The sequence below is a fragment of the Bacillus sp. RO2 genome, from assembly GCF_012911845.1.
Taxonomy (GTDB): domain Bacteria; phylum Bacillota; class Bacilli; order Bacillales; family Bacillaceae_I; genus Sutcliffiella_A.
This window is the reverse complement of the sequence record NZ_JAAXCU010000057.1, coordinates 84806-100117: the sequence shown is the minus strand read 5'-3', so window position 1 is coordinate 100117 and position 15312 is coordinate 84806. Positions and strand designations below refer to the sequence as shown.

Sequence of the window (15312 nt, the reverse complement as noted above, 5' to 3'; positions counted from 1 at the left end):
TCTCCAGAAATTCTTTAGATAACGGTTCATGTATATGCAATTATTGGACAAACATGCCTGTGTAAAAAAAGAAGAGACAGGAACCAACAAAGCTCCTGTCTCTTTACTATCATTAGATGTAATTTTTCATTATTAATCAGAACGATTATTCCTAAAACTGAGTCTATTAAATCGCTCATAAATAGCCCAATTTCTTGAGGTCCCTGTACACAATCCAAGAATACATTTTTCTTCCCTTACTGTTTAAATGATTGGAATCGATAAAATACTCCTTGTTGTTCGCGAATCTTTGATCACTCATATAATTCAAAAATGGGACATCTAATTCAAGGGGCTCTAAGTACTGGAAGACCAATCTATTCATGACTTCCTCAGTTAAAAATTCTTGATAAGACTGATGAACTGGCTCCATAGTTAATACTACTTGGTAACCTTTCTCTTTACAATAATCCACAATCTCTTTTAGTTGCTTCACATTTTGTTTGATGTTATTGTTTTCAACTGCTTCTTTGTACTGATCTTCTACATCCTCATACTTTCTTTCCGAATAGTTCTTACCGTTATTTGCCCAAGGCTGATGAGCATCCCATCTAAATTCTTTCAATCTCCCAGAAAGCGCAGAATGAAAACTCGCACTATTTGCACCTGGTAAGTACAAATAACTGTAATAATCAATTACATTAAACGGTTCAATATCTTTACGATCCAAAATTTTATAATAATTTCCTACGTTCTTGGTCTCAGAATTTGCGAATGTAATTTGAGAAATGGAAACAATTACTACGCCACCAGGTTTAAGATACTTGCCATATTCTTTTAACAATTTAAAATCGTATTCAATCGTCTGAGCAGGAAGTGCTAAGTCCAGATGGGACAAACCAGTAGGCTTAAAATAATAACCGTACATGGAATGAGACGCACCAAGGTTGATGATATCAACTGGATAAGGATCTTTCTTAAAGTCCAGTATTGCATGGCTAATGTTGTAATCATAAGAATCCTTTACGAATTTATTTACTGGCATAAACAGCAATATAACCACTGTCATAATTATTGTTAACTTAATGAGTAAACGTCCCATAATACTTAGCAAATCCTTTCAAAGCATTGTTTCTTTTCATTAAAACCTGCCATAAATAAACCCTTCACCCGAAGCTCCGAATATAAGGACTGATAGAATGATAAAAATATAAAATGCATATCTAACAAATGTCGGGCGCTGTGATAGCATTTTCCAAGTTGAAACATTTTTTCTTTCAATATACTGAAATAGTTGAAAAATAATAAAGAAAAATACAAAAATCACCAAATCTAGCAGCTTAAATAGTTCAAACGCTTGAACAAGTCCCAATGGATTCCAGGAGCTAATGGATAAGAAAAGTTTTGCATGTTCAAAAGCTTGTGTGACGGAATCTGATCGATAAAAAACTCTAGAAAAGCAAACTAATAGGAAGGTTATGGCGATTTTCACCCATTTATGGAACACTGCATTTCTATCCAAGTGAGTAAAGGAAGCCACTTTTTCACGATAATGTTTTGTATAATCTCCAAACACTCGATAAAACCCATGAATTAAACCCCATATAACAAAAGTCCAAGCGGCTCCGTGCCAAATTCCGCTTACTAAAAAAGTAATCACAATTGCTGCATAAATGTCACTTCTTTTCTTTTTCCCCTTACATAAAGGGAAAAAGATATAGTCCCTTAGCCATGTAGAGAAGGTTATATGCCATCTATTCCAAAAATCCGATATCGAAACAGCAAAGTGCGGTTGCTTAAAGTTTTCTGTCAACTTTATCCCTAGCATTCTAGCACAACCGATGGCAATGTCACTCAGCGCTGAAAAATCCGCGAACAATTGTATCGAGAATAGAATAGTAGCTAGTACAATTTGTGAACCAGTCGGATTTGGATTATCGAAAACGCTAGATACAATGGGAGCTAGTCGATCTGCGATTAATGTCTTTTTAAAAAACCCCCATGCAATTCGCTTCATCCCATAGCTTAAATTGTCATAATTTAAACGTTGTTCCGCTTTTAATTGTGGAAGCAATTTCTTGGCACGTTCAATCGGCCCAGCAACCAACTGTGGGAAAAAAGCAAAGAATATGGAAAAATAGCCGTAATGTCTTTCCGCTTTTTGTTTTCCATGGTAGATATCCACAAGGTAACCTACTGCCTGTAGAGAATAAAAAGAAATTGCTAATGGCAGTACAATTTCTTGATAAGGAATGGAATAATTTAAATGAAAGTAACTTGCAACCGCTCGAAGCGATTCATTTACAAAATTAACATATTTAAACCAACCGAGAAAAAACAATAGCACGGAAATTCCAACGAGCATGACCTTTTTCTTCTGTCTTTTTGTCTCCTGTTTTTCTATAAAAATTCCAGAAAAATAGGTAGCAACTGTGCTTGCAAGAAGTAACGGTATAAATTGGATACTTAAGATTGCGTAAAAAACGTAACTTGCAACTAATAAGAGGATCCATCTGAAACGATGTGGGATTAAATAATAAGTAAAAACGATTATTGCAAAAAATAGGAGAAACTCAATTGATATAAAACCCATCCAACCACCTGTCAAAAAATAAACTTAAGATGTTTCAATAACTTATCCATGTTTAGGTAACTCGGAATAGAGGATCTTTCCATACTGATTACGTGGGATCTCCTCAATCCTGATAATCTTCATGCCCTTTAAGTTTAATTTTTCCTTAATAATTTTTTTAATGGGAACACCATCATCTTTTAAAGTGTAAATATACATTTGGTCATCCGTCCCAGCGCTGATACAATCATGACCATGCTCAGATAAAAACCCTTCCACCTCATCAAGACTGATACGGTTCCCATAGAGCTTAATCATCCTTTTGATTCGGCCACTTATATAAAAATACCCATCCTGATCAAAGTAAGCCACATCACCTGTACGCAAAATACCGTTATTCTCATCTTCTTTAGAAAGATCGAATACCGACTCCGCATATCCTAAAGAAACATTTGGTCCTTTGTATATCAATTCGCCCTTCACGTTAGGCTCAGTAATTTTGTTCCCTTTGTCGTCTTGCAGAATCAGCTCTCCACCTGGAATGGCTATGCCAATGCTTCCGACTTTTTCAAGATTTTTTTCCCATGGTAAATAGGCCATGCGCGCCGTTGCTTCCGTTTGACCATACATGGAAAAGAATTGGATCCCTTTTTGATTGCATACGTCAGCAAATTTTGCCGATAGAGTGGAGCTTAATTTCCCACCTGCTTGAGTCAGTTTTTTTAAACTCGGAAGATCAAAATTTTCAAACTTCAGCCTATCAAGCATCTCATATACGAAAGGAACTCCTCCAAAAGTTGTTATTTCTTGCTGTCTACATAAGTCCCAAAACTCTTTTTTCATAATAGATGCATCCGTTACAACGATCGTCGACCCGCATATGAAATGACTATTGATGATAGAGAGTCCATAGGAGTAATTCATCGGAAGTGTTGTGATAGGTTTATCTTCTGCATGGATGTCAAGGTACTTTGCTATTGATTCAGCATTTTTAAAAATATTTTCATAACTTAAACGAACAAATTTGGGGCTTCCAGTACTTCCAGAGGTTGTTAAAAGGAGCGCAAGACTTTCATGAAGATTATGTTGGAAAGATGATGGACATTTAAACAATGTGTAATCTCCATATACAAATGTACTTTCCATTTCATTTTCATTTAATAGGTCTTGATTTTCGCTACTCGCCCAAATGTATGCAGGCTTATAAAGGTTAATCAATCGGCGCAACTGGTCCATATGGATGGAAGCGTCCAAAAGTACAGGTACCACACCACCTCTAATAAAGCCTACATAGCCAAATAAAGATTCTTTATTATTGGAACATAAGCAAAAAACGAGCGTTCTTTCCCCTACTTCACCGCAGATAGCATCAGCAATATCTAACATTTCAGAGTATGAATATGTTCGTTCAGCATATACAGCGGTGAGGTTCCCAAACTCCTCTATTTGTTGGAACCTATTCATTAATGAAGTCCACTCCCAAGCGTTTCAAAAGCTCCATTCCTGATAGGTAAGAGTTGAACTCTGTAATCCATTCTGAATCAATGGAAACATCAAACACATCCTCCATCTCAGAAATGAGTGCCATATGTCCAATGGAATCCCATTCTCTTGTTGATCCAAGTGTTAAATCTTCATTTACATCATTTTCCTCTAAGTCCAGCGCATCGATAAAAGCATTTCTATATTTCTCTATATTTCTCATTCATTTACACCCTTTCAATAAATCAAACCTGTGTGAAAATCTTGGTTACTCAAATCTGACATTATTGAGACACTAGAAATTCTCACACTCATTGATAATAATAATCAATTGCATATAAAATTCTAGCATATCGCTTTTTAAAAGGTCAACAACTCTTTTGATGGTATTTCCCCCCACTAAGTCGGGTATTCTTTGTTTAATATAAATAAAATTAGAGAAACGAATAATCCGTTTCTCTAATGTGTGTTCATATAATATTAATTGCTTTTGCCTTCCGGAAAATTTACCAGGCCTATTCCAAAATTGTGACTATATACTACTCCTTACACCGCTTCCGTCTGCTTCCATTTCTTGCCGACTTGAACGAACAGCAGCCCTAATTCATGGTGATCACCTTCATATAAAGCAGTTTGGGCAAAACGCGTTTCACCGTTTGCATCCACGACTTGCAGTTTGCAAAAAGCCCTGTTTTGCTGAAGTGCTTCATAGAAGTTTGAGACCGTATTTACCGGTATATTGTTCACTTTTGTAATTATTTCTCCAATTTGAAGGTTCATTTTTTCAGCAGGACTATCCGGTATCACCCCAAGGATGACAAGTCCTTTGTCACGTTGTACAAAAATCGGTTGGTGCTTTTCGTCCTCTGTTTTTGCCCTGTAATTCAGCCATTCTCTGCCTACTACAGCAAAGACTGCTGCCAGGATGGAGGCATTTTCCCACCATAGGCTGCCCACTCCAGTCAACATCACCACTACGGCCAGCAGAACCAATTGCCTGCCAACCATTGGTATAGCATCAAGCGGTAAGCTTGCTTTTAATCGTTGATAATAACCCATGCTGAATGGAACAAGCCACAAGGAAAGCGTGTGTTCTCCCATTTCTAGGACAGGCCACCACTCAAAGCTTGTTTCAATCCCTCCAGAACCAACAGGCACAAACAAGAATAACGGAAGAATCCATACTCTCTGGACAACATGGGTGCCCACCGGCAACCCACGCTTACTTTTTTGAAGCTGAGGTGAGGTTTGTACATGTGCCTGCTTCCAGACGAACAACCCTTCAGCAATCATGAGAATCCCCATCAGAATGGCAAGTGTCGGTAAATGTGTTGCTTCTACAGATTCGAACAAGCGCTGAAAAATGGTGACACCGGTCTCCATTTTCGGGAGAAGTACCACTGCCAAAATAGTAAAGCCGAATATGTAAGCAGTTGAAAGCCATCTTGGCTTAATGAAAAGAGTAAAAATGATGCTAAAGATACTTAGAAGTACAAGCGTTCCAAAAGGAATGATAACACCCAAACCTATTGTAAGTACAGATAAAGCAAGTCCCACTAAAAGACTCTTGGCAGCCTTTTGAAACTCCGTCAGGCCGTATTCCACTCGTATATGAAAGTCATGCCGCTCCCTTTTTACGCGAAAATATCCCAATATAACTGCAACAGCTAAGGTCACATAAAGGACAGGGTGGATGAAGAGGCGTCCCACTCCTATCAGCAATTCCCAAAACCAAGTTTCCATCACCCGTTCACCGCCTAAACATACAAACTTTTCTTTTATTTTACCACAAAAAAGTCAGCTCCCACCATAGGGGAAGCTGACTGTGTTCATTTATTTGAATAATGTTTTGACTGCTTCTTTCAGCTGTACGTCATTCTCTTTCGCGCGTACCGCTTCAAGAAGTTGTGCTTGCAGCTGTTCTGCTGTTTGGCTGTCAACCTTTCCTGATGTGGTTAAGTCATTTTCAGCTTGGAAGGTTTTCACAGCATCTTCCGTTTCCTTGCTAAAGTAACCATCTTCACGTCCCGGATCAAAGCCAAGTCCTTTGAGCATCACTTGAACATTCTTTACTTTTTCACTATTTGTATCAAGTGCCAGTTCTTCATTTTCTTCCATGCTAATTGGATTGGCGTAGAAGTAGTCAGGCTGTTTGACAGGCACTGTCGGCTCAACGCCATCATTGTGTATCCAGTTTCCGTCAGGCGTCAACCACTTATAAAGCGTCAGCTTGAGGTTACTGCCATCGCCAAGTTCTAAAGCTTGCTGAACAGTTCCCTTACCGAATGAAGCATCTCCAACTACTTCATAATTACCTGCTTCTTTTAATGCTCCTGCAAGAATTTCTGATGCAGATGCACTTCCTTTATCAATTAAAGTCACGATTTCATAAGGCTTTTTATCTGTTAAGGAAGAGAAGAAACGTTGCTTTTCTCCATTACGCTGTTCAATTTGTACATATGGTTTTTCTTTCGTTACAAGTTCTGCTGCAATAATCTGTACTTGATCTAAAAGACCACCAGGATTACCGCGTACATCGACTACCAAGCCCTCTATGTTTTGCTCCTCAAGTGCTGCTAATTGATCTTGAAAATCTTTCCCTGTATCTTTGGAGAAGGAAGTAATCTGGATGTATCCAACTTTTTTCCCATCTTGTTCGATTGTTTCCGAATAGACCGTTTCAATCGGAATCGTATCACGTGTTACTTCTACATTGAACGGTTCTTGCACTCCAGGACGTTGGATTTCTAGTGTCACAATCGTCCCTTTTTTACCGCGGATTTTAAGTACTGCTTCATATAAATCCAAGCCTTCTATGTCTTGGTCATCTACTTTGAGGATTTGGTCATTCGGCTGCAATCCTGCCTTTTCAGCCGGTGAACCACGGAATGGAGACACGATAGTCACCTTCCCGTTTTGCATGCCTACTTCTGCTCCAATTCCTTCAAAAGAAGATTCAAGCGACTGTGTAAATTGCTCTGCCGTATCTTTATCCATATACACCGAGTATGGATCCTCCAGTGTATCGACCATTCCTTGGATGGCACCTTCTATCAGTTTATCAGCATCTGTTTCCTCCACATACCGTGAAGAAATAATTTCGTATGCCTGTTGAATCTTTTCCATCTGTACCGCCGTCTTTTTCGCCGATTCCTGTGGTGCAGCTTCTTCTGTGTTATCAGTAAGAGGATTCTGCACGGAAGGTACCGCCGCAGCTGGTCCATGCCCGAACCATTGTAAACCTGCATACATACCTGCCGCTCCAACTAGAACTGATACAACCATTAATACTGTAACAATTTTGCGATTCATGAAAGCTCCTCCTCATCCTATACCCCGTACCGTACGATAGATATGACGCAATTGTACCATAGCCGGCGTTGGTTGAAAATTATTAAAACTTATGTAAGTGACTACGGAATGTGGGACTGTTGTTTTTTTGAAGCCTGTCCCACTCATCAATTCTTATGTTCCTGAAGCAAAAGGCATCACACAGAAAGTGTAATGCCTTTTATAGTGTAAGTATATGTTGTTGCAAGACATATTATGTGTTAAAACGCGGAGCGAATTTGCGAATTATAGCACCCTGTATAGCCGTTTATCCATTCAAGCGTAGAAATAATTAACCGGACGATTTATAAAAAATACGGGCGAAAATAAAAATAAAAATAATAAGGCGATTCTCGTTTTTATGTCTAAATTCTCCATCAACTCTCTGTACATCAGTTCATCGTACAAAAAAACACAACCTCGCCGCCATGAATAAACAGCGAGATTGTGTTGGTTAAATATTAAAAGTTAATATAAGTCGCTGGGTTTACAGCATTGGATTTGGAACCATTCCAAGATCCTTTGTGCAATTCAAAGTGCAAGTGAGGACCAGTTGAGAATCCAGTGTTCCCCATGTTACCAATGAATTGACCTTTTGATACGGATTGTCCTGCACTTACTCCCAAGCTTTCTAAGTGAGCATATACAGTTGTCCAAGTTTGGCCATCAATGTAGTGTGTGATGAAAACTACATTACCGTAAGAGCTGGAGTAGTAAGCTTGGAATACAGTACCGCTTCCTGCTGCTACTACAGGTACATTTCCGCTTCTTCCGTTTTTACCAACATCGATTCCGTAATGCTGGGAGCCCCAACGCGTACCGAATCCAGAAGTTACACTACCAGTTGTCGGTCTTGTCCAAGATCCGGATGAAACTGGAGGTGGTGGTGAAGAAACATGTTCAGGCTTTGGTTCAGGTTTCCCTGCCGCTTGGGCTGCAGCAACTGCTGCTTCATGTTCTTTCCTGCGTTGCTCTTCTAAACGTTTTCTTTCCGCTTCTTGCTTTGCACGTTCCTCTGCCTCACGTTTAGCACGCTCTTGTGCTGCTTTAATTTCAGCACGGATTGCTTTTTCTTGTGAAGCTAGAACCTCAGCTTCGTTTTCGAGTTCATGGATTTCATGCATTGTTTCTTGTTCTTTTTTCTTTAACTCAGCAAGTAGCTTGTCTTTTTCAGCAATTTGGCCCTTTAATTCTACTTCCATTTTTTCTAGATCCACTAATTGCTGCTCTAATGAAGCTAGCTTTTCACGCATTTCCAGTTCCTTTGCTTCCAGGTCTTCCATATCCTTTTGATGAGCTTGTAGAATATCACGATCGGCTTGAACAATTGTTGCTACCGCACCAACGCGGTCAAGAAAATCTCCAAAGCTTTGTGCACCTAATAATACATCTAAGTAGTTCACGGCTCCTCCACCTTGCTGGAAGGAACGAGCGCGATCTTCTAGAAGCTCATTTCTTTTGGCAATACGTTCTTTTAATACTTCAATTTCTTCTTTAAGTTTTTCAATCTCTTTACGAGTAGTGTCTATTTCTTCTTTCTTCACACTGATTTTATTTTTTGTTTCGGCTACTGCTTTATCGAGGCGTTCGACTTCTGCTTTAATTTCTGCCTGCTCAGCCTGAAGCTGATTCACTTCATTTTGTTTTTCAGTTCTTGTAGATTCATTTGATGATTGTTGATCTTTTACATCATTCAGTCTTTGTTGCATCTCATTAGCAAATGCTTTTTCAGATAGACCTGAACCGAAGAATCCGGAAAAGCCAATGACTGCAGCAATAGCGATTGTACCAATCTTTCTTCTCATCCCTTACTTCCCCCTAAACTCTTATGTATCCTGACAGGAACAAATTGGATGCTCCCATCAGGTTTTCTGTATTTTTCAAGCGGGTATTACAACTATAGTAATCTCTTAAACTCGTAGGAATTTTCGAACGGACATCATGCTTCCCCACATACCGATAAATGCTCCAATAGCTACTAAGATTCCAATAACTTGGAATGCAAATGGGTAAAACGGAAGCAGTTGAATAAATGTACCTTGAATTCTTGGTTGAACAAGATCTATTAAATAATAGTAGGATGTCAGGATAATTCCAATCGGTACGATGGACCCGAGGATTCCCAACCACAATCCTTCTAAGAAAAATGGCCAGCGGATAAAACCGTTTGTTGCTCCAACCAATTTCATGATCTCAATTTCTTTTCTTCTGGCAAAAATAGTGATTTTAATTGTGTTGGATATTAGGAACATTGCTGTAAATACTAGTCCAAGGATTAGAGCAAGTCCCACGTTTCTCGCAATCTCAAACACTTTGAATAATCTTTCCACCGTTTCTGCACCATAAATTACTTTATGTGTAAATTGCATTTCGTCAATTTTCTTGGCTGCTGAAATGGTTTCTTGTGGTGTTGCTGTCTTGATGATGAATACATCATATAGTGGATTATTTTGTTCGAACAGCTCAAAAGCTCCGCCGTCCTCCCCAAAACTATCTACCAAACCTTTCAATTCTTCCTCTTTAGATGAAAAGTCGACTGTTTCCACTTCCGGTAAGTTCTGTATCTGTTGTCTCAGAATTTCCTGATCTTCTTTGGTGGCTGTTAGGTCGATATGAACTCTGATTTCTACATCACTTTCAATCTCCGATGCTACATTGTTCAAGTTCATCATTAATACCAAGAATACTCCAACCAAAAGGAGGGTAACTGTTACGGCACTGACAGATGCAAACGTCATCCAGCCGTTACGAGCTAAGCTTTTTAAGCTTTCCTTGAAGTGCCGCAGTAGAGTTCTAGGCTTCATAACCGTAGTCCCCCTCTGCTTGGTCACGCACTATCTTTCCATTTTCAATTGCAATAACACGTTTCTTGATGGTGTTTACAATTTCTCTGTTATGCGTCGCCATTACTATCGTCGTGCCTTTTTCGTTGATTTCTTCAAAGATGTTCATGATTTCCCATGAGGTATCAGGATCTAAGTTACCTGTCGGCTCATCCGCGATCATTACTTTTGGGTTATTAACTATCGAGCGAGCAATGGAAATACGTTGCTGCTCCCCACCTGAAAGTTCGTTTGGAAGATGACGTGCTTTGTGTTTTAGCTTAACAAGATCAAGCACTTCCATGACACGTTTTTTTATATTTTTAGGGCTTTCTTCAATAACTTCTAGGGCAAATGCTACGTTTTCGTAGACTGTTAACTGAGGTAAAAGTTTGAAATCTTGAAATACCACCCCGATATTTCTTCGGAGAATAGGAACTTTTTTTTCCTTCAGCTTAGAAAGGTTAACTCCATCTATGACAATACTTCCACTTGTAGGCTTTTCCTCCCTGTACATCATTTTGATGAACGTGGATTTACCAGCACCACTAGGTCCTACTACATAGACAAATTCACCTGCTTTTATTTTTATATTAATACCATCCACAGCTTGTACGCCGTTTGGATATTTTTTAAAGACGTCTTGCATTTCAATCATTTAATCACCTATTGGGTCAAAGATTTGAATCACATTGCATTTCCCTACCTGGAAAACTAGTAGAGAAATATTTCTTTAAGCAATTGCGGAACAGTCGATAATCCTACTATACAAAATTACAATATGTATATTTATCTAAAATTTCCGCATAAATTCACTTTATTATTATAACATCTATTTCGACAAAATAAGAGTTTTTATTATTACAGTTTCTTTTCAAATCAAAGTCACCCTTGGTAACAGAGGGATAAATTTCCTAAACGTAGAAAAATGTCGAACGGTATTTGTCGTTTTTTATGGAGAAAAAGAAAAAAAAAACACCTTCGGGGGTCAGACCCCCGAAGGTGTTTTTGAAGTTTTATAGAATACTATAAAGTTAATCTTATTTCTGTAGTTACTGAATGGTTAGGACGTTTGTTGCTAGGATTGCTCTGTCGAGGTTGCCTTTTTTGGCGTAGACTGCGATGCGGTAGTTGCCTGCATCTAGTTGTGTGCCGTCAACTAGGGTGCCATCCCAGTCATGGTAGTTGTAGCCTTTGCCAAGATCAGCTTCGTATAGTGCATCTCCTACGTAAGACCCTAATCCACCAGTAGATGTAGCAGTGTACACCCATACTTGCAATTCTTCCGCTCCACCTGGAAGGTAAGAGTAGAATTCAAAATTGTTATCACCCATTGGTGTGAAACCAAAGTGAGTGACACGAGGATAATCTGGCTCTCCTACAAATAGAATAGTAGGAACTTGAATTGTGTTGCCGCCTTCTGAGATAAGGAGGTGTCCTTCATAGTAACCAGGCTCAAGTTTGGAAGCATCCACTTGGACATTTACGTTTACCTTTTGTTTCTTACCAGCTTTTACTTTTGTGTTTTTGCTAGTTTTTGCTTTAACGTATTTGCCTACTTCATTTTTAAAAGTGAATTCTACACTGTAGTTTTTATCTTCATTAGACAAGTTCTGAATTTCGAACTTTTGACTTTCTGTTTGCTTGCCTTTCTTCTTATCGAAAACTCCGAAAGAATAACTTCCAGGGTTCACCAACGTTTCAGCTTGAAGCGCATCTACTACGCGAATGCTTCCCGCACCTTGAGAGTTGTGTGCATACTCTTCATCAGTTGCAGGATCAATCAATTTTTCTGCCGTGTTCATTAGTGCAGATTTTACTTCATACACGCCCCACTCAGGGTTCGCTTGCAGGATTACCGCTGCAGCACCAGCTACGTGAGGAGATGCCATACTTGTACCTTGCTTAGCTCCGTAACCGTGCGGTGCATCAGGATTGAAAGTAGGTACTGTACTTACAATATTTACACCAGGTGCAGATACGTCAGGCTTGATCATCCAAGTGTCCACAACCGGCCCGCGAGATGAGAATCCTGCCATTGTTTCCCCTACTCTTTCAGCAAAGGCAATGTTAAAACTTACTGTTACATCAGCAGCTTTTGCTTTTAATGCTTCACCATCAGCCTTATTCAGCATGATAGTAGGTACAGCCATTCCAGGGATTAAAGGCATAACCCATTCCACATTATTATAAAGAACGGCTCCAACAGCTCCTGCTTTCTTAGCTTCCGTCGCTTTATCAACAAATGCGATACCAGCTCCGCGACTAATTAGAGCAACTTTCCCTGTTAAATCTTTTCCTGCAAAATCTGCAGGTGCCCCAAATCCTACCTCCACTAAGTCAAGAGCTTGACCATTTAATCCAAGTAGTTCTTCCTCAGATGGAAAACCTTGTACTGCAGAGGAAGCATAAGATACACCGTCAGAAGATGTAGTAACTGCTGTATACACGTTGTAAGGTAGCTGAGTAGCACCTACAGAAATTGCTTCACGGGAAGTTCCCGGAGAACCTACCGTCCAGTTGTTTGGACCAGCGTTACCGTTCGATGTTACTGCTACAACTCCTTCAGCCATTGCTTGATCTAGCGCAATGGAAGTTGCCCAGTCTGGCGCATTTAAAGAATTCCCCAAGGAAAGGTTCATCACATCTGCTCCATCAAGAACAGCACGTTCGATCGCTGCCACTACATTTTCTGTAGATCCGCTTCCACCAGGTCCAAGTACACGGTATGCAAGTAATGTAGCGTCAGGTGCCACACCTTTGATTTGTCCATTTGCCGCAACTGTACCAGCAACGTGGGTACCATGAGTTGTTTGTGCTCCGCGAGGGTCACCTTTTGGTGTTTCTTGTGGGTCTGCATCGTTATCTACAAAGTCCCAACCAAGATACTCATTAAAGTTAGGTGCTAAATCTGGATGAGTGTAATCGACTCCCGTATCAATGACTGCAACTTTTACACCTTCACCTGTGAATCCAAGGTCCCATGCTTCGTTTGAACCGATGAATGGTGCAGAATCAACCATTGCCGGGCTGAATTCTTCTTCCGTCACAACCTCAGTTGTTGTATACTCTACATTCGGATAAACTGCTTTAACACCCGGAGTCGCTAGTAGACTAGGAATCTCGTTTGCAGGAACCTCAAGCGAGAAACCAGAGAATACATAATCATACTCACGTTCCACTTTACTTTTAGAAGTGCGGTCTGCTACTTCTTTTTTCACTTTATCACGAGCACTTTTCAGATTCTGTTTAGACTGTTTTTTCCCATTGTGCTTAGCTTCGACAATTGACTCTTCTTGTAATTCGACAATAACCTTAACTGCTTTGGAGGATGATAAATCAAAATCTCCTTGTAATGTTGCTAACTCAAGGTTTTCTTTTCCTGTGTTAGCAGAAACACCGTTTGTGGCAAAAGTACTGAAAACCAGTACCAAAACCAACAAAGGCATAAATGCTGCAATAAACTTCTGCTTCAAATCATCCCACTCCCCTATGATGTATATATTCCTAGTGTAAAATTTCTAGACAAATACTTAAGTACCAATTACTTACGATTGTCCAAAATCTTTACAAACCAAATTATATTTTCAAGAGTCTAAATTTTCAATATACTTTAGTGTATTAAACGAACAATTCCGACAATTCAGTTATAAAGAACTCATAAACTTCCACAAATACCCAACAAAAATACTCTAATAAGACTATTTTTTCAAGAAAATATGTAGGTAAAAAGTACATAAAAAAAACCCTCCCAAAAACAGGAGAGTTCGGTTCATTCTTATTTGTGCTGTGCCAACCATTCAGCTAAAACAGCCGCATCTTCTTCTGGTACAAGTCCTGCAGGCATGTTTCCTTGACCGTTATTAATGATGCTTTCAATTTCTTCTTGACTGTACTTACTTCCTACTTTTTGAAGGTTAGGACCACTTGCGCCCTCCATGTTTTTGCCATGACAGCCAATACAACTTTGGAACAGTTGTTGTGCTTCTTCATTTTCCACCATGGTGAACTCGCCACCGCCTGAAGTTTCCTGTTCCTCTTCGCCACCGCCACAAGCCGCAAGCGTTAAGAGAGAAGCTCCAAGAACAAATGCCATAAAATACTTTTTCATAGGTAGGTCCCCCAATTTTGAGATGTAATAATTACCAAGATTGCTTTTATTATATCCTATTTACTCTCTTTTAAAACCCTCACCCAACACTTCAGAAGCGTTGGTTACGACCACAAATGCAGAAGGATCAATGGTTCGTACCACTTGTTTCAATTTTGTGAATTCTGTCTGGTCCACCACACACATTAAGACAGGCAACTCCGCTTCCGTGTATCCCCCATATGCAGCGAGCTTTGTAACCCCACGGTCTATTTTTGTAAGAATGGCACCCTTCACTTCCTCTTCCTTCTTAGTGATGATGATGGCCATCTTGGAATACCCTAAGCCCACTTGAACGAAGTCGATCGTTTTGGATGTCACAAAAAGACCAATAAGAGCATACATCCCAAGCTCCAAATCGAACACGATCCCTGCAGAAATAACAATAAGGCCGTCAATCATTGCGACACAAGCACCAAGCGTCAGCCCTGTATATTTATGGATAATCTGTGCGGCAAGGTCTGTTCCACCGGTGGAAGCACGACCACGGAAAACCAGCCCAAGCCCAAGTCCGACACCTATACCTCCAAACAATGATCCAAGCAACGGATCCTCTGTAGCCGGCGTAATATTACTTGTCCAAAGAACGATCAATGGAAGTGTAATCGTTCCCACTAATGTTTTAAGACCAAATTGTTTTCCAAGAAGAATCACCCCTGCTAAAAAGAGCGGGATGTTAAAGCATAGCTGCACAATTCCTGGTTCCCAGTCGAGGAGCGATTTCAATATGGTACTGATTCCACTTACTCCGCCGGAAGCAACCTGATTCGGCAGTAAGAACATGTTGAACGCCAGCGCCACAATCGCAGACCCCAAGACTACATATGTATATTCTTTTACCCGCTGATATACGGGATTCACTTGATACCCATTTCTATTTTTACGACTCAACGTTAAGACCCCCAAATCTTTCTAAAATACACACAACGAGCAAGAGTATAGCACGCGATTATAAGGGTGTAAATGGCATTGGTATA

General features: G+C 39.7%; 12 protein-coding genes. All 12 read right to left on the bottom strand.

Going from position 1 to position 15312, the window contains the following annotated elements; genetic code table 11:
- Window positions 1-175: 175 nt before the first annotated feature.
- On the bottom strand, window positions 176-1081 hold the full coding sequence (locus HF078_RS19310; protein ID WP_169292621.1) for a hypothetical protein: 906 nt from the start codon (window positions 1079-1081) through the stop codon (window positions 176-178).
- Window positions 1082-1120: 39 nt separating this feature from the next.
- Window positions 1121-2572 carry an MBOAT family O-acyltransferase gene (locus HF078_RS19305; RefSeq protein ID WP_169292620.1) on the bottom strand — a complete coding sequence of 484 codons (1452 nt, stop codon included), beginning with the start codon at window positions 2570-2572 and terminating at the stop codon, window positions 1121-1123.
- A gap of 42 nt (window positions 2573-2614) precedes the next feature.
- On the bottom strand, window positions 2615-4015 hold the full coding sequence (locus HF078_RS19300) for an AMP-binding protein (protein ID WP_169292619.1): 1401 nt from the start codon (window positions 4013-4015) through the stop codon (window positions 2615-2617).
- Window positions 4008-4256, bottom strand: coding sequence for an acyl carrier protein (locus tag HF078_RS19295; protein WP_169292618.1), 249 nt, complete (start codon window positions 4254-4256; stop codon window positions 4008-4010). Before HF078_RS19295 ends, HF078_RS19300 begins: the two co-directional genes overlap by 8 nt.
- 323 nt (window positions 4257-4579) lie before the next feature.
- Entirely contained in the window at window positions 4580-5776 is a 1197-nt protein-coding gene (locus HF078_RS19290) for a PDZ domain-containing protein (RefSeq protein WP_169292617.1), read from the bottom strand.
- Window positions 5777-5866: 90 nt separating this feature from the next.
- Entirely contained in the window at window positions 5867-7345 is a 1479-nt protein-coding gene (locus HF078_RS19285; protein ID WP_169292616.1) for a S41 family peptidase, read from the bottom strand.
- 479 nt (window positions 7346-7824) lie between these two features.
- Window positions 7825-9168 (bottom strand): murein hydrolase activator EnvC family protein, encoded by a 1344-nt coding sequence (locus HF078_RS19280; protein WP_169292615.1) that lies wholly within the window; start codon window positions 9166-9168, stop codon window positions 7825-7827.
- 105 nt (window positions 9169-9273) lie between these two features.
- Window positions 9274-10167, bottom strand: coding sequence for a permease-like cell division protein FtsX (gene ftsX, locus HF078_RS19275; protein WP_169292614.1), 894 nt, complete (start codon window positions 10165-10167; stop codon window positions 9274-9276).
- The gene (gene ftsE / locus HF078_RS19270) at window positions 10157-10843 is read right to left on the bottom strand and encodes a cell division ATP-binding protein FtsE (protein ID WP_169292613.1); all 687 of its coding nucleotides are present in this window, start codon (window positions 10841-10843) and stop codon (window positions 10157-10159) included. The genes ftsX and ftsE overlap by 11 nt, the downstream gene beginning before the upstream one ends.
- 394 nt (window positions 10844-11237) lie before the next feature.
- Window positions 11238-13661: a S8 family serine peptidase gene (locus HF078_RS19265; RefSeq protein WP_481748033.1), complete on the bottom strand. Its 2424-nt coding sequence runs from the start codon at window positions 13659-13661 to the stop codon at window positions 11238-11240.
- 302 nt (window positions 13662-13963) lie between these two features.
- Window positions 13964-14296: a cytochrome c551 gene (gene cccB, locus HF078_RS19260; protein ID WP_169292612.1), complete on the bottom strand. Its 333-nt coding sequence runs from the start codon at window positions 14294-14296 to the stop codon at window positions 13964-13966.
- 60 nt (window positions 14297-14356) lie between these two features.
- On the bottom strand, window positions 14357-15226 hold the full coding sequence (locus tag HF078_RS19255; RefSeq protein WP_169292611.1) for a YitT family protein: 870 nt from the start codon (window positions 15224-15226) through the stop codon (window positions 14357-14359).
- Window positions 15227-15312: the final 86 nt, after the last annotated feature.